This is a genomic window from Pseudomonas sp. 15C, from assembly GCF_055484735.1.
In genome coordinates this window covers 38,829-58,926 of the sequence record NZ_JBUDGD010000023.1, presented here as the reverse complement: position 1 = coordinate 58,926, position 20,098 = coordinate 38,829, and the positions used below count along the sequence as shown (strand labels likewise).

Sequence of the window (20,098 nt, the reverse complement as noted above, 5' to 3'; positions counted from 1 at the left end):
TTCCTCCCGGCCAATTGGCTCGGCCGAGACATGCTTCAGCGTGTTAATGCGGGCGACGGAGAATTGACGGCACTCTCGCGTCCCGGCGTCTTGACCGGGGTCGGTGCAGTTTGTGTGCCAGCCCGCTTGAGTGCGGCATCCGGTTGCGCATTCGCGGTGCCGGTGCCCGTCAGGCTGCGGCGCACATCGAGATTGCGCGAGACCACCAGCACCACGCGACGGTTCTTCGCCCGGCCTTCGACGGTAGCGTTATTGGCCACCGGCTGGAACTCACCGTAACCCACCGAAGCGAGCCGGCCAGGGTTTACGCCCTGCATCGCCAGCATGCGCACGATGCTCGCCGAACGCGCCGAGGACAGTTCCCAGTTGGTCGGGTACTGTGCGGTGCGGATCGGTTGATCATCAGTGAAGCCTTCGACGTGAATCGGGTTATCGAACGGTTTCAGGATCGCCGCGACCTTGTCGATGATGTTGAACGCGATGTCACTCGGCATCGCGTCGCCACTGCCGAACAACAGGCTGGAGTTGAGTTCGATCTCGACCCACAGTTCGTTGCCGCGCACGGTCATCTGCTTGGAGCTGATCAAGTCACCGAACGCGGCGCTGATGTCATCGGCGATGCTCTTCAGCGGATCGCTGGCGCCAGCGATACCGGCGTCGACCTGCTCGGCATCCTTGACCAGCGGCTTGGCCGGGGTCACGGTTTTCGGCCGTTCGTCGCCGATCGGTATCGGTTTGAGCGAGCGATCGGAGTCGGTAAACACCCCGATCAGCGCTTCGGAAATGACTTTGTACTTGCCTTCGTTGATCGACGAGATCGAGTACATCACCACGAAGAACGCGAACAGCAATGTGATGAAGTCGGCGTACGACACGAGCCAGCGCTCGTGGTTAACGTGTTCTTCCTGGTGCCTGCGACGAGCCATGGTCCATTTCCCCCATCAATCCATGAAGCCCTGAAGCTTCAACTCGATAGAGCGCGGGTTTTCACCTTCGGCGATCGACAGGATTCCTTCCAGCAACATTTCGCGATAACGCGACTGCCGCAATGCGATTGACTTCAGCTTGGCGGCCACCGGCAACAGGATCAGGTTGGCACTGGCCACGCCATAGATCGTCGCGACGAATGCCACGGCAATGCCGTTGCCCAGCTGCGACGGATCGGCCAGGTTGCCCATGACGTGAATCAGGCCCATCACCGCACCGATGATGCCGATGGTCGGCGCGTAGCCGCCCATGCTTTCAAAGACCTTGGCCGCTTCGATATCGCGCGATTCCTGGGTGTAGAAATCCACTTCGAGAATGCTGCGAATGGCTTCCGGCTCGGCACCGTCGACCAGCAATTGCAGGCCTTTGCGCGAGTAGGCGTCAGGTTCGGCATCGGCGACGCCTTCAAGCCCGAGCAAGCCTTCCTTGCGGGCGGTGAGGCTCCAGTTGACCACGCGGTCGATGCCGCCGGCCAGGTCGACCCGCGGCGGGAAGAAGATCCACGCCAGAATCTGCATGGCGCGTTTGAACGCGCTCATGGGCGATTGCAGCAGCGCCGCGCCGACGGTGCCGCCGAGTACGATCAGCGCCGCCGGGCCGTTGGCCAGCGCACCGAGGTGACCACCTTCAAGGTAGTTGCCGCCGATGATGGCGACGAACGCCATGATCAGGCCGATAAGGCTGAGAACATCCATCAGAGACACGCCTCGACGATGTGTTTACCCATGTCATCGAGGCTGTACACCGCGTCGGCCAGATCGGCTTTGACGATGGCCATCGGCATACCGTAAATCACGCAACTGGCCTCGTCCTGCGCCCACACCGCGCTGCCGCCCTGCTTGAGCAGACGCGCGCCTTCGCGGCCGTCGGCGCCCATGCCCGTCAGTACCACCGCCAACACTTTGTCGCCGTAGGATTTCGCCGCCGAGCCGAAAGTGATGTCCACGCAAGGTTTGTAGTTCAGACGCTCGTCGCCCGGGAGGATTTTTACCGCACCACGGCCGTCAATCATCATTTGCTTGCCACCCGGCGCCAGCAACGCCAGGCCTGGACGCAGGATGTCGCCGTCCTCGGCTTCCTTGACGCTGATGCGGCAGAGCTTGTCGAGGCGTTCGGCAAAAGCCTTGGTGAACGCCGCTGGCATGTGCTGGATCAGCACGATCGGCGCCGGGAAATTCGCCGGCAACTGCGTGAGCACGCGTTGCAGGGCTACCGGGCCGCCGGTCGATGTACCGATGGCAAGCAGTTTGTAGGCTTTGCGTTTCGGTACTGCTGACGCAGCGCTTGCAGCGGATGCACGAGCAGGCGCAGGTGCCGGACGCGCCGGAACAGGGCTGCTGTGGCTGCTGTAGCTCGACGCAGTCGAAGGCGCAGGCGTCGGTGCTGGCGCAGCGGCAGGCGCCGGGGCGCTGTAGGCACTGAAACGACGGTTGCTGCGCGAGATGCTGTGGACCTTCTCGCACAGCAGTTGCTTGACCTTCTCGGGATTGCGCGAAATGTCTTCGAAATTCTTCGGCAGGAAATCCACCGCGCCGGCGTCCAGCGCATCGAGGGTCACCCGCGCGCCTTCGTGCGTCAGCGAGGAGAACATCAACACCGGGGTCGGGCAGCGCTGCATGATGTGCCGCACCGCCGTGATGCCGTCCATCATCGGCATCTCGTAGTCCATGGTGATCACGTCCGGCTTGAGCGCCAGCGCCTGATCGATCGCCTCTTTACCGTTGGTTGCGGTGCCGACCACCTGGATGCTCGGGTCCGCTGAAAGAATTTCCGAGACGCGGCGGCGGAAAAACCCCGAATCGTCCACCACCAGGACTTTGACTGCCATAAACACTCCATTAGGTGCAGCGGGACGTCAGCGCCCCGCCGCCCCGGATTCAAATACGCCGTGCGGCGTAACGCTTGAGCATGCTTGGAACATCGAGAATCAGTGCAATGCGGCCGTCACCGGTGATGGTGGCGCCGGACATGCCCGGAGTGCCCTGCAGCATTTTGCCCAATGGCTTGATGACCACTTCTTCCTGGCCGACCAGTTGATCGACGACGAAGCCGATCCGCTGGGTGCCCACCGAAAGGATCACCACGTGGCCTTCACGCTGCTCTTCGTGAGCGGCGGAGCTGACCAGCCAGCGCTTGAGGTAGAACAGTGGCAGCGCCTTGTCTCGCACGATTACCACTTCCTGACCGTCGACGACGTTGGTGGTCGACAGGTCGAGGTGGAAGATCTCGTTGACGTTGACCAACGGGAACGCGAACGCCTGGTTGCCGAGCATGACCATCAGCGTCGGCATGATCGCCAGGGTCAATGGCACCTTGATGACGATCTTCGAGCCCTGGCCCTTGGTCGAGTAGATATTGATCGAACCGTTGAGCTGGGAAATCTTGGTCTTCACCACGTCCATGCCGACACCGCGGCCGGACACGTCGGAAATCTCGGTCTTGGTCGAAAAACCTGGAGCGAAAATCAGGTTGTAGCACTCGGTATCGCTCAGGCGATCGGCCGCGTCCTTGTCCATCACGCCGCGTTTTACCGCGATCGCACGCAGCACGTTCGGGTCCATGCCTTTGCCGTCATCGGAAATCGACAGCAGGATATGGTCGCCTTCCTGCTCGGCCGCCAGCACCACACGACCGCCACGGGCCTTGCCCGAGGCTTCGCGTTCTTCCGGCGACTCGATGCCGTGGTCGACAGCGTTGCGCACCAAGTGGACCAGCGGGTCGGCCAGGGCCTCGACAAGGTTTTTGTCGAGGTCGGTTTCTTCACCCACCAGTTCCAGGTTGATCTCTTTCTTGAGCTGACGCGCGAGGTCGCGGACCAGACGCGGGAAGCGCCCGAAGACCTTCTTGATCGGCTGCATCCGCGTTTTCATCACGGCGGTCTGCAGGTCAGCGGTGACCACGTCGAGGTTCGACACGGCCTTGGACATGGCTTCGTCGCCGCTGTTGAGGCCCAGGCGCACCAGACGGTTACGCACCAGCACCAGCTCGCCGACCATGTTCATGATTTCGTCGAGACGCGCAGTGTCGACGCGCACGGTGGTCTCGGCTTCGCTGGCCGGTTTTTCAGGCGGTGGCGAGGCAGGCGCACGGGCCGGAGCCGGTGCAGCAGCGGCCGGTTTTGGCGCTTCGGCTTTGGGTTCAGGCTTCGGCGCAGCTTTTGGCGCAGCAACGGCAGCAGCCGGAGCCTTGGCGGCCGGCGTGGCAACGCTTGATGCGGAGCCAGCCGTCGCGGCGCTGGCGTCAAACTTGCCTTTGCCGTGCAATTCGTCGAGCAGCGATTCGAATTCGTGGTCGCTGATCAGGTCGCTGCCGGCTGCGGCGGCGGCCGGTGCAGCAGGTGCAGCCGGGGCCGAAGCGATCGCCGATTCCAGCGCATCAACGGCGAAGTTGCCCTTGCCGTGCAGCTGATCAAGCAGAGCTTCGAATTCGTCGTCGGTGATGTCGGAGCTGTCGCCTTTGGCCGGTGCGGCAGGAGCCGCGGCGGTCGGTGCGACTGCGTCAGCCGCAAACTGACCTTTGCCGTGCAACTGATCGAGCAACGACTCGAACTCGGCGTCGGTGATTTCATCGCTGGCCGGCACATCGGCGGCCGGCGCAGGGGCCGCAGCGGCCGGGGCTTCGGCTTCGGCCTTGACGGCGTTCAGCGAGTCCAGCAACTGCTCGAATTCGTTATCGGTGATGTCGCCGGATGCGTCGCCTTGGACGACCAGTTCCTCGATCATCTCGGCCACTGGCGAAGCCGGGGCTTCGTCAGCGGTTTGCGGCTCGGCCAGACGCGCCAGCGCGGCCAGCAGTTCCGGCGTGGCGGCGGTGATCGGTGCACGCTCGCGGACTTCGCTGAACATGCTGTTCACCGCGTCCAGTGCTTCGAGCACGACGTCCATCAGTTCTGCATCAACGCGACGCTCACCCTTACGGAGGATGTCGAACACGTTTTCGGCGATGTGACAGCACTCCACCAGCTCATTGAGCTGAAGGAAGCCGGCGCCCCCTTTTACAGTGTGGAAACCGCGAAAAATTGCGTTGAGCAGGTCTGCGTCATCCGGGCGGCTTTCCAGCTCGACCAGTTGTTCGGACAGTTGCTCAAGAATCTCGCCGGCCTCAACCAGGAAATCCTGAAGGATCTCTTCATCGGCGCCGAAGCTCATTAATGGGGTGCTCCTACAGGTCTAAAAACCCAAAAAACCCGAAATTCCGAAAATCTAGAATCCAAGGCTGGATAACAAATCGTCCACATCGTCCTGACCGGACACAACGTCTTCTCGTTTATCGGCATGAATCTGCGGACCTTCACCCTGCGAGAGATGTTTTTGTGGATCTTTTTCGGCAAGCATCGCGGCACGGTCATGTTCGATGCCCGCAAAGCGGTCGACCTGACTGGCCATGAGGACGAGTTTGAGCAGATTGCTTTCGACTTCGGTGACCAGTTGGGTCACGCGCTTGATCACCTGACCGGTGAGGTCCTGGTAATCCTGGGCCAGCAGGATGTCGTTGAGATTGCTCGACACCGCACGGTTGTCCGTGCTGCTGCGTGACAGAAAACCGTCGACCCGGCGCGCCAGCTCGCGGAACTCTTCAGCCCCGACCTCGCGACGCATGAAGCGACCCCAATCGGCGCTCAACGTCTGGGCTTCATCGGCCAGACTGTTGACCACCGGCGTGGCGCTTTCCACCAGATCCATGGTGCGGTTGGCCGCGGCTTCCGTCAGCTTGACTACATAGCCCAGGCGTTCGGTGGCGTCGGTGATTTGCGACACTTCCTCGGCCTGCGGCATGTGCGGATCGATCTGGAAATTGACGATCGCACTGTGCAGTTCACGCGTGAGCTTGCCCACTTCCTGATACAGGCCACGGTCACGGGTCTGATTGAGCTCATGGATCAGTTGCACCGCGTCGCCGAACCTGCCTTTTTCAAGGCTCTCGACCAGTTCGACCGCGTGTTTTTTCAGGGTCGATTCAAAATCGCCCTGTGAAGATTCGTTATGCTCCATAGCTCCCCCGCGCGTTCTCAGCCGATGCGTTCGAAAATCTTCTCGATTTTGTCTTTCAACGCCTGAGCCGTGAAAGGTTTGACCACGTAGCCATTCACACCGGCCTGAGCGGCTTCGATGATCTGCTCACGCTTGGCTTCAGCGGTCACCATCAACACTGGCAGGTGCTTGAGTTTTTCATCGGCGCGCACATGGCGCAGCAGGTCGATACCGGTCATGCCCGGCATGTTCCAGTCCGTTACCAGAAAGTCGATGCTGCCGCTGTTGAGTACCGGGATGGCGGTGGTGCCATCGTCGGCCTCGACGGTGTTGGTGAACCCAAGATCGCGCAGCAGGTTCTTGATGATCCGCCGCATCGTTGAGAAGTCATCAACGATGAGGATTTTCATGTCTTTGTTCAATTCGACCTCCAAGCAGTCTTAAACGCGCCCAGCACCTGGACGCGCCACTTCAATCAATTGGCGCAGCACTTAAAGTTTGTCTGGAGCACAACGGATCGAGACCGGCGCCGCTCATCACCGCACCAGCCTCGTTTCGCAGTGTCCCCACACTGCCTTCAGCGCGCTCGCCACTCCCCCAAACGCCCCCGCAAACGGGCCGCGCACTGGCTGTGTAACTGGCTGACCCGCGATTCACTGACGCCAAGGACTTCACCGATCTCCTTGAGGTTCAGCTCTTCGTCGTAGTACAGCGCCAACACCAGTCGCTCACGCTCCGGCAAATTGGCAATCGCGTCCGCCAGCGCCGTCTGGAAGCGTTCATCTTCCAGATCGCGTGACGGCTCCATATGAGCACTGGCGCCATCCTCGTGCAGCCCTTCGTGTTCGCCGTCCTGCAAGAGGTCGTCGAAACTGAACAGGCGGCTGCCCAAAGTGTCATTCAGAATCCCGTAATAATCGTCGAGACTCAATTGGAGTTCGGCCGCAACCTCGTGATCTTTAGCGTCACGGCCGGTTTTAGCTTCAATCGAGCGAATTGCGTCGCTGACCATCCGGGTATTGCGGTGGACCGAGCGTGGCGCCCAATCCCCTTTGCGCACTTCATCGAGCATCGCGCCGCGGATTCGAATGCCCGCGTACGTTTCGAAACTGGCGCCCTTGCTGGCGTCGTATTTGGTCGACACTTCGAGCAGGCCGATCATACCGGCCTGGATCAGGTCTTCGACCTGCACACTGGCTGGCAAACGTGCCAGCAAGTGATAGGCAATGCGCTTGACCAGTGGCGCGTAACGCTCGATCAACTCGTACTGCGCGTCACGCGCCGACTTCTTGTAAAGATTCATGCCACTGGCGGTCATATCACAGGCCCTGCGGTTTGCTGCACGAGACGCTCGACGAAAAACTCCAGATGGCCGCGCGGGTTGGCCGGCAACGGCCACGTGTCGACCTTCTGCGCGATGGCCTTGAAGGCCAGGGCGCACTTGGAGCGTGGAAAGGCTTCGTAGACGGCGCGTTGTTTCTGCACGGCCTTGCGCACGCTTTCGTCATACGGGACGGCGCCGACGTATTGTAGGGCGACGTCAAGGAAACGGTCCGTGACCTTGGTCAACTTGGCGAACAGGTTGCGCCCTTCCTGCGGGCTCTGCGCCATGTTGGCGAGGACGCGGAAGCGGTTCATGCCGTAATCGCGGTTGAGCAGTTTGATCAGTGCGTAGGCGTCGGTGATCGAGGTCGGCTCGTCACACACCACCAGCAACACTTCCTGCGCGGCGCGGACGAAACTGACTACCGAGTCACCAATGCCCGCAGCGGTGTCGATCACCAGCACGTCGAGATTGTCGCCGATGTCGCTGAACGCCTGAATCAGGCCGGCGTGCTGCGCCGGGCTCAGGTGGACCATGCTCTGCGTGCCGGACGCCGCCGGCACGATGCGAATCCCGCCCGGGCCCTGCAACAGCACGTCGCGCAGTTCACAGCGGCCTTCGATCACGTCGGCCAGCGTGCGTTTGGGGGTCAGCCCCAGCAGAACGTCGACGTTCGCCAGACCGAGGTCGGCGTCCAGCAGCATGACCCGACGGCCAAGCTCTGCCAGCGCCAGCGACAAGTTCACTGACACGTTAGTCTTGCCGACGCCACCTTTGCCGCCGGTCACCGCGATCACCTGTACGGGATGCATGCTGCCCATGTTATTTCTTTACCTTGTCTTGCATAGACGGAGGCCACATTACTGGCTGCGCGTTCCGGATCGGAACAATGCGTGGCAGACCATCGATGTAGGTACAAAAACTGTTCATGATTACCTCAGCCAACCTGCTTGGTCGGGCTGTGATAGATATCAGCGAACATGTCAGCCATGGCTTCTTCGCTGGGTTCTTCCTGCATTTGCACGCTGACGGCGCGGCTGACCAGTTGATGACGGCGCGGCAGATGCAGATCATCCGGAATCCGTGGGCCATCGGTCAGGTACGCGACCGGCAATTCATGACTGATCGCCAGGCTCAACACTTCACCAAGACTGGCTGTTTCATCCAGTTTAGTCAGAATGCAGCCGGCCAGCCCGCAACGCTTGTAACTATGATAAGCGGCGGTTAGAACCTGTTTCTGGCTGGTGGTTGCCAGGACCAGATAATTTTTTGAGCGAATGCCCCGCCCGGCCAGGCTTTCCAGCTGCATGCGCAGCGCCGGATCGCTGGCCTGCAGGCCGGCGGTATCGATCAGCACCACGCGCTTGCGCAGCAGCGGATCGAGCGCCTGTACCAGCGACTGGCCCGGATCGACGTGGGTCACCGGCACATTGAGAATGCGGCCCAGGGTCTTGAGTTGTTCCTGCGCACCGATGCGGAAGCTGTCCATGCTCACCAGCGCCACATTCTGCGCGCCGTACTTGAGCACATAACGCGCCGCCAGCTTGGCCAGCGTGGTGGTCTTGCCCATGCCGGCAGGGCCGACCATCGCAATCACACCGCCCTCTTCCAGCGGCTCGACTTCCGGCACGGCAATCATCCGCGCCAGATGCGCGAGCAACATGCGCCAGGCCTGACGCGGCTCTTCGATATCGGTGATCATCGACAGCAGATCACGCGACAGCGGGCCGGACAGGCCGATGCGCTGCAGACGGCGATACAGATTGGCTTGCGCCGGGCGGCTGCCCTGCAGCTGATTCCAGGCCAGCGTGCCGAGCTGCACTTCCATCAGTTCGCGCAGGCTGTTCAACTCAAAACGCATCGAATCCAGCGCACGCGGATCGACGCCCGCCGAAGCCTGCGCAGGCGCTGCGGCCGGACGCGCCGGTGCAGCGTAGGTCGGCTCGGTCAACGGTTCGGCAGCGGTCAGCGGCAGGCCGGCCGTCAACGGCAGCCCGGCGAACAACTGCTGATTGGTGTTGCCGTCGGCTTCGCCACGCAGGCTCAATTCGGCCTGTGCGGTGACGATGCGCGACTGGGTCTTGCGCAGCTCGTCCTCGAGTTCCATGTTCGGAACCCGTGGCGCCAGCGCCGACAATTTGTAATCCAGTGCTGCCGTCAACTCGACGCCGCCGGCAATGCGGCGGTTACCGATGATGGCGGCATCAGCGCCCAGCTCATCGCGAACCAGCTTCATGGCCTGACGCATATCGGCGGCGAAAAAACGCTTAACTTGCATAAACCACTACCTCAGCCGTTGGGCCCTACTGTCGCAACGATGGTCACTTGCTTGTTGTCCGGTATTTCCTGGTAGGCCAGCACATGCAGTCCGGGGACGGCGAGGCGGCCGAAGCGCGAGAGCATCGCGCGGATCGGGCCGGCAACCAACAGGATCACCGGCTGACCTTGCATTTCCTGACGCTGCGCCGCTTCGATCAACGAACGTTGCAGCTTCTCGGCCATGCTTGGCTCCAGCAGAACGCCCTCTTCCGAGCCTTGTCCTGCCTTCTGCAGACTATTGAGCAATATCTGTTCCAACCTTGGTTCCAATGTGATCACAGGCAGCTCGGACTCAGTGCCTACAATGCTTTGGACGATTGCACGGGATACGCCGACCCGCACGGCAGCCACCAGCGCGGCGGTATCTTGACTCTTGGCGGCGTTGTTGGCGATGGCTTCGGCGATGCTGCGGATATCGCGCACCGGCACGTGTTCGGCAAGCAACGCCTGCAGCACTTTGAGCAACTGCGACAGCGAAACCACACCCGGCACCAACTCTTCAGCCAGTTTCGGCGAGCTCTTGGCCAGCAATTGCATGAGTTGCTGGACTTCTTCGTGGCCGATCAGCTCACTGGAGTGCTTGTACAGAATCTGGTTCAAGTGCGTCGCAACCACGGTGCTGGCGTCGACCACGGTGTAGCCAAGCGATTGCGCCTGGGCGCGCTGGCTGATTTCGATCCACACCGCCTCCAGACCAAAAGCCGGATCTTTGGCGTTGATACCGTTGAGCGTGCCGTAGACCTGGCCCGGGTTGATCGCCAGCTCGCGATCCGGGTAGATCTCGGCCTCCGCCAGGATCACGCCCATCAGCGTCAGGCGATAAGCACTCGGCGCCAGATCGAGGTTGTCACGGATGTGCACGGTCGGCATCAGGAAGCCCAGATCCTGCGAGAGCTTCTTGCGCACGCCCTTGATCCGCGCCAGCAACTGCCCACCCTGATTGCGGTCCACCAGCGGAATCAGGCGGTAGCCGACTTCCAGGCCGATCATGTCGATCGGCGTGACGTCATCCCAGCCCAGTTCCTTGGTTTCCATGGCACGGGCGGGCGACGGCAGCAGTTCCTGCTGACGCTTGACCTCTTCCAGCGCCACGACCTTGGCGACGTTCTGCTTTTTCCAGAACAGGTAGGCGCCGCCAGCGGCCAGCGCGGCCATGCTCAGGAAAGAGAAATGCGGCATGCCCGGCACCAGGCCCATCACCGCCATCAAACCTGCGGCCACGGCCAGCGCTTTCGGCGAGGCGAACATCTGCCGGTTGATCTGCTTGCCCATGTCTTCCGAGCCGGAAGCACGGGTCACCATGATCGCCGCCGCTGTCGATAACAACAGTGATGGCAATTGCGCCACCAAACCGTCACCGATGGTCAGCAAGGCGTAAACCTTGCCCGCATCGCCGAAGCTCATGCCGTGCTGGAAGATACCCACGGCCATGCCGCCGATGAGGTTGATGAACAGAATCAGCAGGCCGGCGATGGCGTCACCGCGGACGAACTTGCTGGCACCGTCCATCGAACCGTAGAACTCCGCCTCCTGGGCGACTTCCTGACGGCGCGACTTGGCTTGATTCTGGTCGATCAGGCCGGCGTTGAGGTCGGCGTCAATCGCCATTTGTTTGCCGGGCATCGCATCGAGGGTGAAGCGCGCGCTCACCTCGGAAATCCGCCCGGCACCCTTGGTCACCACGACGAAGTTGATGATCATCAGGATCGCGAACACCACGATACCGACCACGTAGTTACCGCCGATCACCACCTCACCGAAGGCCTGGATCACTTTACCGGCTGCGGCATGGCCGTCCTGACCGTGGAGCATCACCACCCGCGTCGAGGCCACGTTCAGTGCCAGTCGCAACAGCGTCGCGACCAGCAGAATCGTCGGGAACACGGCGAAATCCAGCGGCCGCAGCGCATACACGCAGACCAGCAGGACCACGATCGACAGCGCGATGTTGAAGGTAAAGAAGACGTCGAGCAGGAACGGCGGCACCGGCAACATCATCATCGCCAGCATCACCAGCAGCAACAACGGCACACCCAGATTGCCTCGACTGAGGTCGGCAACGTTTGTGCGAGCAGTGTTGAATAACTGAGAGCGATCCACCGGTTTTCCCCGTTCCTTTAAAGCAAACTTTTGACGCCCCGAACGGGCGCAGGGCGGCTATTGCAAGAAGCCTTCCAACTTTTGCAAAGGACTGAAAAACACGGCCAGTGCAGGAGTGAGCCTGCTCGCGATAGCGGTGTGTCATCCAATAAATTAGCCAACTGACACTCCGCTATCGCGAGCAGGCTCACTCCTGCATCTGGCGTGCATTTCACTCTCACATTTGCAATGCAGTCCTTTGTGGGAGCGAGCCTGCTCGCGAAGAGGCCCGCATGTCCGGCACAAATTTCTTGATTTAAACGAAGCGGTTTAAAAGACACCTGCAGACACGGTCTCAAGGCTACAAATCCTTGCGCCATTGCCTACAGCCAAGCCAGAATCCGCCGGCTTGTGCGCTTTGGGGTCGGGTTCTATTGTGGTCCGGTCGCTGACGAATCAGCGATCGGGTTTAGCGACCCGGATCAGATTAAAGGTGCATCAGCGTTCCAGGCTTGGTTGCGGATCGGTATGTCTGCAACTTCGTTATGGTGGCTGTATGCGGGAGGCCTTCGGGTCTACCGGGTGCCTTTGACCGGTTCGCTAACCTGCGTACAGCCGCCACCTATCCTGTTTAGCGACTGGATTTGGCGGCTCCACCACAAAGGAGTTCCACCATGACCAAACCAACGCCAAACCCGCCGGAAACCGACCCCACTTCCCCCTACGAATCCCTCGACTCCACCAAGCTCCACGACGCCGCCGACCGCGCCCTCGATCACTACCTCTGCCCGCCCGGCTCGCCGCCACCGCCGCGTAAAAAACGCACGATGTACGCCGTGACCGCGGATTTCAAAAACGAAGAACTGCTGGCCAACGCCTGCGAAACCCTCGCCTCGGCCAGAACCATCGCCAATGACTTCGCCAATCTCATCCCCGCCTCGCAACGCAGAACGCTGCTGGGGATTGCGCAATTGATCATGCTTGGGGAATTGGCGGTGAGTCGGGCGCTGGATAATCTGGAGTTGCCGCAGTAGTACCTCTCCCGACGATGGTTCCCACGCGCCGACAAGAATGCCTCAACGGGGCGTCCGCGTTCGGCTTTGAGCGGGACGCGGAGCATCCTGGGCTGCATACCTTCGCTACGCGTGGGAACGATCAAAAAAAGGCGCACGGAAAAAATCTCCCGGCGCCTGACAAGTCGCCTGTACGTCAGGTCAAGTGATACGCCATCCACCGTTTACGAGTCGTGTTGTCCGCGACTGAGCAGCTTGCGCCCGCCAACACTCCGTTATCCAACAGCTCGTAATAGACGACGTAGGGAGTGGCAAAGGAAAGGTTGATAGCAATAAATCGGCCATAATACGCACCTCTTGCATCGAACAAGGGAGTCAAGTCGACAAAATTCGCATGCAGGTGGACCGCGCCGAACGGCTGATTATTGTTGTAACGGGTGGCTCCGGACTGGCTAAGCCATGAATGCGCCTCGGCCACACTCAGGAAAGCAGTGCCTAATACAAGCCGATAGACATTTGTCACTTGCACCGAATACGAAACCTTTTGCTGATCGGCATCCATCACGGTGATGGTGGTCGATCCGTTACGCATCCCGGCAACCTTGCCATTGGCGTCAACGGTCGCTACACCCGCATTGGCCGATTGATAGGTATAGGGCGTTCGGCCGCCCGTTGGCACGCGCACCTGCACATTATTGACAACTTCCCGCTCTCGTAATCCGTAAGCCGCCCCCCCCACTAGTTTCACACCATTAAGCAACATCGGACCGGTATTGATCGCCAGCGCCTCCGTAACCTTCACCGTGTACTTCACCACCGGAAGCTTCAGCGCAGAGTCCTCGGTGTCCGTGCTGCGCAACGCTATTTTGCAGGTCAACTCACAGGTAGCGAGATCCTTGAGCGCATAGAACCAGCTGCGGTCAGCCTTGACACTGATGCCTTGCGTGATTTCTTCAGCAGTCAACGCAATGCCGGCGCGCAACGATAATGGCGCGACCCCTTCACTGATGACACTGAGCCAGACCCTTTGCCCGGCCACAGCAATCGGCAGCGGTGGCTTGACCACGCACGTGAGATCAGTCTTGATGATTCTCAGATCGATAAACGGCACAGCCCCCGCTTCCACAATCTGCGGATGGGTCAGGGCGGGATCCATGTCGCTGATTGTTGTCACCTTCAATATCAGAGGCATGGACTGTATAGCCTTGCCATTTCTGATCAATTCGGAGCGCAGCTCAACCTGTTCTCCAAGATTGTGCGCAATGAATGACGGCTGCAGAAAAAAGACTGCAACATTGTCTACATTCAACGGTTGCGGTTCAAACGTCGGCGAACCTTCTCCAGGCGCGCCTTTAACCAGTAGCCGAACCTGATCACCCGGGCGTGGACTGGCTATCTGTATGCGTGCTCTGACGCCTTCATGGTTTTCCAACGGGTCAAGCACACCATCCGGAGCGCGGCGAACCGTAGGCGGCTGCAACGACTGCGCCGGGTCTCCGATATAAAATTCGAGCAATGCGGATGACTTAGGCAGTTCGTCTGGCCGCTCGATCCACCAAAGCAGATTGAAGAACTGCTCCCGATTAAGCTCGATGGTATCCCAGTCCAGCCTGAACCGGAGCGGCTCGTCGACCGGCATTTGCTCGATCGGCAACGAGTCCCGGTAGCCCTTCCCGCCCGCATCTCCTCGACCTTCCACATGCACCACATCGCCCAAAAGGGTATAGGCGGCCGCCGCAATCCGGATATCCGTGCCATGCGGCACATGCAACGGATTGAGCACGTCGGCAATGATGCCATCCACTTTTGGCGCAGGCAGGGCAGGAACAAGCTCCCCGATGCGCGCAGTCGTCACTTCAGAAGCCAACGCAGGTTTCAACGTGGCATGACTGACGTGATACGACACACGGACCGACCCTCTGATCAATGGCGCGATATCTTCGGCGGTCACGCTGAAGGGGATGGCGCGGCCAACCAACCGGTCACTGACGTCGCGGTAAGTCTGATACAAGTGCGGGCGCCCGGAGGCACTGGTGCCCATCCAGGTCAGTGTGACTCTGAAGCCCTTCTTGATCCGGGCATCGGGACCGCAAAACACCGTGGTCAGGCTCAGCGCAGGGTCGAGGGTACCGCCAACCAGATCCGCTATTTTCGGAGCGGGCAGTCGCAACGTTTTCCCAAGCAACGCGAAGATGTAGACCTGGGAGCGATCATCTGGGCCAACTGCCTTGATGCGCAGGTAATCCACTTGCACCTGCCCGGGCGCGCTGGCCTTTACAACGCTATTAGGAATATTGAAAGACTGAATGCCGAGACGAGTGATCGTCTGTTCTTCACTGTGCTCGACCACTTCACCGCTTTGTGTCTTGGCCTTCCATCGAAGCAGTAGTTTCTCCTTCAGCGCAAAGCCAGGGCGCGTAATGATCTGAGCCCCCAGATCATAGAATCCAACCTCATCAAGGCTGACCTTATCTTCATTGGCAAGAGGGACGACTACTGGACCAAGCCAGACATTCGCCGGATCGCTGATGACCGTCGCGCGCTCCGAGAAATCGCTGACGTTTTCCACCTGATCTTTAATCTGATAGACCACTACGGCGGGATTGGCGGGCCCCGCATGCTCAATATTTTCTTTCGTAACGAGCACACTGATTGCTTTTCCGACGTCGCTCCCCTTTACCGTGTAGGGGGCGACTTCAATGCCGTGGAACCAGAGGGTCAATACGTCCCCCTCTGTCATGAATAGCCAAGGGGGGATGGTCGCTATAAAGCCGTTTGCAGCGGCATTCTTGTCAATGACCTCTCCCTCTTTGAACGGCAGTTGAGCCGGTTTGAGACGCTGATGGCCGGGCATATCCGGCTCGGGATCGATGCCGCCCGGAGGATCGATCTTGAACCAGACCTCAAGTTGCGCCCCTTCAGGCGGCTGACCGCTTTTGCGCGAAATCGCGTAGCGCAGGGTGTGCACGCCAGGCAGCACTTTGTCCGCGGGAATATGCATCACGACGTCATGATCACCGTGATCAGCCGGCAATACCGCCGTATCGACCAAATTCTGATCAATGTAGAGACGAATCGTGTCGTCTTTGGCCATATACAGATAGGCCTGCACCAGCACCAGCAACCCCTTGGCACTGGTAAAAAGCATGGGGCGGTTGACCCCGACTTGCGCCGGTGGAAAAACGATATAAGTAAACTGCCCGGGAATATTGGGCGGAAAGAGGGAAAAAAGGCCCAGCCCTCCGCTTGGATCGAAAGGAACGACGTCACGTTGCGTATCGTCGATAACGTCCTCAATCGGCATCTCCATCAAACCAGTCATCGCCCTGCTCCTGAAAAATCCGTAGCGGTTTGCCAGGGATCTGCAGAGGACATTGGATACTTGACGCAAACATCCGACCACTGTCAGAACTAACAGGTGCGCGCAGGTTTCAGACGAACGGCGCTGACGAAGCAGGAGGAAACTTTGTCGTTCGCGAGCGCACCTGTAAGAGTTGACAGTGAAGGGAGATCTCAGACCAATGCCTGCGCAGCAACGTCAGGAATCGCGACGCAAATCCGGCGGAATCGGCAAGTCATCCTTCAGCGGGTCAGGCCGCTTGCCCTTGCCGGCTCGGTACTGGCGGATCTGGTAGACGTACGCCAGCACCTGCGCCACCGCCAGATACAGCCCGCCAGGAATCTCCTGATCCAGCTCGGTGGAGTAGTAGATCGAGCGAGCCAGGCCCGGCGATTCGAGGAGCATGACGTTGTTGGCGACGGCGATTTCGCGGATTTTCAGGGCGAGGAAGTCGCTGCCCTTGGCCAGCAGCACCGGTGCGCCGCCCTTCTCCGAGTCGTATTTGAGCGCGACGGCGTAGTGGGTCGGGTTGGTGATGACCACGTCGGCGTCGGGGATCGCCGCCATCATGCGGCGCTGGGACATTTCGCGCTGGGTCTGGCGGATGCGCTGTTTGACTTCCGGGCGGCCTTCCTGATCCTTGTGTTCGTCGCGCACCTCCTGCTTGGTCATCAGCAGTTTCTTGTGCGCTTCCCACAGCTGCACCGGCACGTCGACGGCGGCGATGATGATCAGGCCGCAGGCCAGCCACAGGGTGCTCCAGCCGACCAGCAACACGCTGTGAATGATCGCCTGATCCAGCGGCTCATGGGCGATGCGCAACAAGTCGTCGACGTCGGCCGACAGCACCACCAGCGCCACGCCGAGGGTGATCAGAAACTTGGCCAGCGCCTTGAGCAGTTCGACCACGGCCTTGAAGGAAAACATTCGTTTCAGGCCGGCGGCCGGATTCATCCGGCTGAACTTGGGGGCCAGCGAACCGGCGGCGAACAGCCAGCCGCCGAGGGAGATTGGGCCGACGATGGCGGCGATCAACAAGGTGATCATCACCGGCTGAATCGCCAGCAGCGCCATCAGGCCCGACTGCATCAAGAAGCGGCCCATGGCGCCCTGATCCATCACCACTTCGCGGGACAGGCTGAAGTTCAGGCGCATCAGCTCCATCAATTCTTGCGCGAGCATGCCGCCGAAGATCAGCAATGCCGCGGCACCAGCCATCATCACGGCGAGGGTGTTGAGCTCTTTGGAGCGGGCAATCTCGCCCTTCTCACGGGAGTCCTTTTTGCGTTTCTCCGTGGGGTCTTCTGTTTTGTCCTGACCGCTTTCGCTCTCTGCCATGACTCAGCGCGCCCGTGCCAGTTCGCGTAGCAACTGCAAGGCCTCGCTGGCCAGCGGCTGATACTGGTTGAGAATGTCCGCCAGCCCGACCCAGACAATGAACAGGCCGAGCACCAGGGTCAGCGGAAAACCGATCGAGAAAATGTTCAGTTGCGGCGCGGCGCGGGTCATCACGCCGAAGGCGATGTTGACCACCAGCAGCGCGGTCACCGCCGGCAACACCAGCAACAACGCGGCGCCGAGCACCCAGCCGAGCTTGCCGGCCAGTTCCCAGTAGTGAGCGGTCATCAGACCGCCGCCTACCGGCAGCGTGGTGAAGCTTTCAGTGAGGACTTCGAAGACCACCAGATGGCCGTTCATCGACAGGAACAACAGCGTCACCAGCATGGTGAAGAACTGCCCGATCACCGCCACCGAAACGCCGTTGGTGGGGTCGATCATCGAGGCGAAGCCCATGCCCATCTGGATCGCGACGATCTGCCCGGCCACGGCAAATGCCTGAAAGAACAATTGCAGGGAAAAACCCAGTACCGCGCCGACCAGAATCTGCTCGGCGATCAGCAGCAGGCCGCTCAGATCCAGCGGGCTGACAGCTGGCATCGGTGGCAGCGCCGGGGTAATCACCACCGTGATCGCCACTGCAAAATACAGGCGCACGCGCCGTGGAATCAGGGTGGTGCCGAAGATCGGCATGACCATCAGCATCGAGGCGACGCGAAACAGCGGCAACATGAACGACGCCACCCAGGTGCTGATCTGGGTGTCGGTCAGCTGAAGCAGCGATTGCATGGCTTAGCCGATGACCATCGGAATGTTTTTGTACAGCTGGATGATGTATTCCATGAACGTCTGCACGATCCACGGACCGCCGATGATCAGCGTCACCAGCATCACCAAAAGACGCGGCAGAAAGCTCAAGGTCTGTTCGTTGATCTGCGTCGCGGCCTGAAACATCGACACCAGCAGGCCGACCAAGAGGCTCGGCACCACCAGAATGGCGACCATCATGGTGGTCAGCCACAGGGCTTCACGAAAGATATCGACCGCAACTTCCGGCGTCATGGCGAGACACCTCCAAAACTGCTGGCGAGGGTGCCGATGATCAGCGCCCAGCCATCGACCAGCACGAACAGCATGATCTTGAACGGCAACGAAATGATCAGCGGCGAGAGCATCATCATACCCATGGCCATCAGCACGCTCGCGACGACAAGGTCGATGATCAGAAACGGGATGAAGATCATGAAGCCGATCTGGAACGCGGTCTTAAGCTCGGAAGTGACGAACGCCGGCACCAGAATGGTCAGCGGTGCCTGATCCGGAGTAGCGATGTCGGTGCGCTTGGACAGGCGCATGAACAGCTCCAGATCGCTGGTGCGGGTCTGGGCGAGCATGAAGTCCTTGATCGGCACCTGGGCCTTTTCCACCGCTTGCTGCGCGGTGAGGGTTTCGGCCAGATACGGTTGCAGCGCGTCCTTGTTCACCCGATCGAACACCGGGGCCATGATGAACAGGGTGAGGAACAGCGCCATGCCGGTGAGGATCTGGTTCGATGGCGTCTGCTGCAGGCCGAGGGCCTGACGCAGGATCGAAAAGACAATGATGATCCGCGTGAAACTGGTCATCAGGATCACGGCCGCCGGAATAAAACTCAGGGCGGTCATGATCAGCAGGATCTGCAGGCTGACCGAGTATTCCTGCGCGCCCTCGGCATTGGTGCCCAGGGTGATCGCCGGGATCGACAACGGATCGGCAGCCAATGCCAACGGCGCGGCCAGCATCAGGGCCAGCGTCAAGACGATGCGGAGCGCAGCCATTACTTCGTATCCTTCTGATCCTTGCCGAGAATCTTCAGCAGATGCTGGGCAAATTCCGGTGTGGCTTTTTCGCTGGCGGTGGGCACTTCGACCGGCTCTTTGAGTACATGCAGCGCAGTGATGCTGCCGGGGCTGAGGCCGAGCAGAATCTGCTCGTTGCCAACCTGCACCAGCATCAAGCGGTCACGCGGGCCGAGCGCGCGCGAACCGATCAGCTCGATCACCTGGCCCTTGCCCGCCGGACCTGCCTGCTGCACCCGACGCAACAGCCAGGCGAGGAAGAAGATCAGGCCCAGCACCAGCAGCAGGCCGAACACCAATTGCGTCAATTGCCCGGCCACGCCGCTGTTGACCATCGGCGCGGTGGCGGCAGGCGCAGCAGTGGAAGCGCTCGGCTCGGCGGCCAGCACGCTCAGCGGCAAGGCCAGCAATGCCCAGAGAAAACGTTTCACTCAGCGCAGCTTCTTGATGCGTTCGCTTGGGCTGATCACGTCGGTCAGGCGGATGCCGAACTTCTCGTTGACCACTACCACTTCGCCATGAGCGATCAGGGTGCCGTTGACCAGCACGTCCAGCGGCTCGCCGGCCAGACGATCAAGCTCGATCACCGAACCCTGGTTGAGTTGCAGCAGGTTGCGGATGTTGATGTCGGTGCTGCCGACTTCCATCGAGATCGATACCGGGATGTCGAGAATCACGTCCAGGTTCGGGCCGTCGAGGGTTACCGGGTCGTTGTTTTTCGGCACGCTGCCGAATTCTTCCATCGGCAGGCGATTGGAGCTCGAAGTACCGGCGTCGGCGGCCAGCAGCGCATCAATGTCAGCCTGGCCGGCGTCACCGGTTTCTTCCAGGGCCGCAGCCCACTCATCGGCCAGTGCCTGATCGTCCTGCGCGTTCATATCGTCGTTCAT

Annotated in this window: 18 protein-coding genes; 1 reads left to right on the top strand and 17 read right to left on the bottom strand. The window is 60.3% G+C overall.

Going from position 1 to position 20,098, the window contains the following annotated elements; translation table 11 throughout:
* Positions 1-35: 35 nt before the first annotated feature.
* The 10 genes from motD to flhA all read right to left on the bottom strand — a co-directional run bounded on the left by motD (position 36) and on the right by flhA (position 11,700).
* The gene (gene motD, locus ACYYKW_RS14095) at positions 36-926 is read right to left on the bottom strand and encodes a flagellar motor protein MotD (protein WP_464990386.1); all 891 of its coding nucleotides are present in this window, start codon (positions 924-926) and stop codon (positions 36-38) included.
* 15 nt (positions 927-941) lie between these two features.
* Positions 942-1,682, bottom strand: coding sequence for a flagellar motor protein (locus ACYYKW_RS14090; protein WP_090282377.1), 741 nt, complete (start codon positions 1,680-1,682; stop codon positions 942-944).
* Positions 1,682-2,815 (bottom strand): protein-glutamate methylesterase/protein-glutamine glutaminase, encoded by a 1,134-nt coding sequence (locus ACYYKW_RS14085; RefSeq protein WP_464990385.1) that lies wholly within the window; start codon positions 2,813-2,815, stop codon positions 1,682-1,684. The genes ACYYKW_RS14090 and ACYYKW_RS14085 overlap by 1 nt, the downstream gene beginning before the upstream one ends.
* 49 nt (positions 2,816-2,864) lie before the next feature.
* Positions 2,865-5,135 (bottom strand): chemotaxis protein CheA, encoded by a 2,271-nt coding sequence (locus ACYYKW_RS14080; protein ID WP_464990384.1) that lies wholly within the window; start codon positions 5,133-5,135, stop codon positions 2,865-2,867.
* A gap of 54 nt (positions 5,136-5,189) precedes the next feature.
* Positions 5,190-5,978 (bottom strand): protein phosphatase CheZ, encoded by a 789-nt coding sequence (locus ACYYKW_RS14075; protein WP_042607546.1) that lies wholly within the window; start codon positions 5,976-5,978, stop codon positions 5,190-5,192.
* A gap of 17 nt (positions 5,979-5,995) precedes the next feature.
* Positions 5,996-6,367, bottom strand: coding sequence for a chemotaxis response regulator CheY (locus ACYYKW_RS14070; protein ID WP_024012118.1), 372 nt, complete (start codon positions 6,365-6,367; stop codon positions 5,996-5,998).
* Between the two features lie 167 nt (positions 6,368-6,534).
* On the bottom strand, positions 6,535-7,275 hold the full coding sequence (gene fliA, locus ACYYKW_RS14065; RefSeq protein ID WP_090282374.1) for an RNA polymerase sigma factor FliA: 741 nt from the start codon (positions 7,273-7,275) through the stop codon (positions 6,535-6,537).
* Complete coding sequence (gene fleN, locus ACYYKW_RS14060; protein ID WP_016771060.1) at positions 7,272-8,102, bottom strand: flagellar synthesis regulator FleN; 831 nt, start codon at positions 8,100-8,102, stop codon at positions 7,272-7,274. Before fleN ends, fliA begins: the two co-directional genes overlap by 4 nt.
* A gap of 116 nt (positions 8,103-8,218) precedes the next feature.
* Entirely contained in the window at positions 8,219-9,559 is a 1,341-nt protein-coding gene (gene flhF / locus ACYYKW_RS14055; RefSeq protein ID WP_090282373.1) for a flagellar biosynthesis protein FlhF, read from the bottom strand.
* 11 nt (positions 9,560-9,570) lie between these two features.
* The gene (flhA, locus tag ACYYKW_RS14050) at positions 9,571-11,700 is read right to left on the bottom strand and encodes a flagellar biosynthesis protein FlhA (RefSeq protein WP_336355183.1); all 2,130 of its coding nucleotides are present in this window, start codon (positions 11,698-11,700) and stop codon (positions 9,571-9,573) included.
* 653 nt (positions 11,701-12,353) lie between these two features.
* On the opposite strand from flhA, the gene ACYYKW_RS14045 reads away from it, so the two are divergent.
* Complete coding sequence (locus tag ACYYKW_RS14045) at positions 12,354-12,713, top strand: DUF6124 family protein (RefSeq protein ID WP_464990383.1); 360 nt, start codon at positions 12,354-12,356, stop codon at positions 12,711-12,713.
* Positions 12,714-12,888: 175 nt separating this feature from the next.
* On the opposite strand, the gene ACYYKW_RS14040 is transcribed toward ACYYKW_RS14045, so the two are convergent.
* The 7 genes from ACYYKW_RS14040 to fliN all read right to left on the bottom strand — a co-directional run bounded on the left by ACYYKW_RS14040 (position 12,889) and on the right by fliN (position 20,098).
* Positions 12,889-16,014 carry an Ig-like domain-containing protein gene (locus tag ACYYKW_RS14040; protein WP_464990382.1) on the bottom strand — a complete coding sequence of 1,042 codons (3,126 nt, stop codon included), beginning with the start codon at positions 16,012-16,014 and terminating at the stop codon, positions 12,889-12,891.
* Between the two features lie 216 nt (positions 16,015-16,230).
* Positions 16,231-17,370, bottom strand: a complete 1,140-nt coding sequence (gene flhB / locus ACYYKW_RS14035; protein WP_464990381.1) for a flagellar biosynthesis protein FlhB — start codon at positions 17,368-17,370, stop codon at positions 16,231-16,233.
* A 3-nt stretch (positions 17,371-17,373) separates the two neighbouring features.
* Positions 17,374-18,159 (bottom strand): flagellar biosynthetic protein FliR, encoded by a 786-nt coding sequence (fliR, locus tag ACYYKW_RS14030; RefSeq protein WP_090282367.1) that lies wholly within the window; start codon positions 18,157-18,159, stop codon positions 17,374-17,376.
* Between the two features lie 3 nt (positions 18,160-18,162).
* Positions 18,163-18,432 (bottom strand): flagellar biosynthesis protein FliQ, encoded by a 270-nt coding sequence (gene fliQ / locus ACYYKW_RS14025; RefSeq protein ID WP_016771067.1) that lies wholly within the window; start codon positions 18,430-18,432, stop codon positions 18,163-18,165.
* Positions 18,429-19,187 carry a flagellar type III secretion system pore protein FliP gene (gene fliP, locus ACYYKW_RS14020; protein ID WP_093103448.1) on the bottom strand — a complete coding sequence of 253 codons (759 nt, stop codon included), beginning with the start codon at positions 19,185-19,187 and terminating at the stop codon, positions 18,429-18,431. Before fliP ends, fliQ begins: the two co-directional genes overlap by 4 nt.
* Complete coding sequence (gene fliO / locus ACYYKW_RS14015) at positions 19,187-19,639, bottom strand: flagellar biosynthetic protein FliO (protein WP_093103451.1); 453 nt, start codon at positions 19,637-19,639, stop codon at positions 19,187-19,189. Before fliO ends, fliP begins: the two co-directional genes overlap by 1 nt.
* Positions 19,640-20,098, bottom strand: coding sequence for a flagellar motor switch protein FliN (gene fliN, locus ACYYKW_RS14010; protein ID WP_016771070.1), 459 nt, complete (start codon positions 20,096-20,098; stop codon positions 19,640-19,642).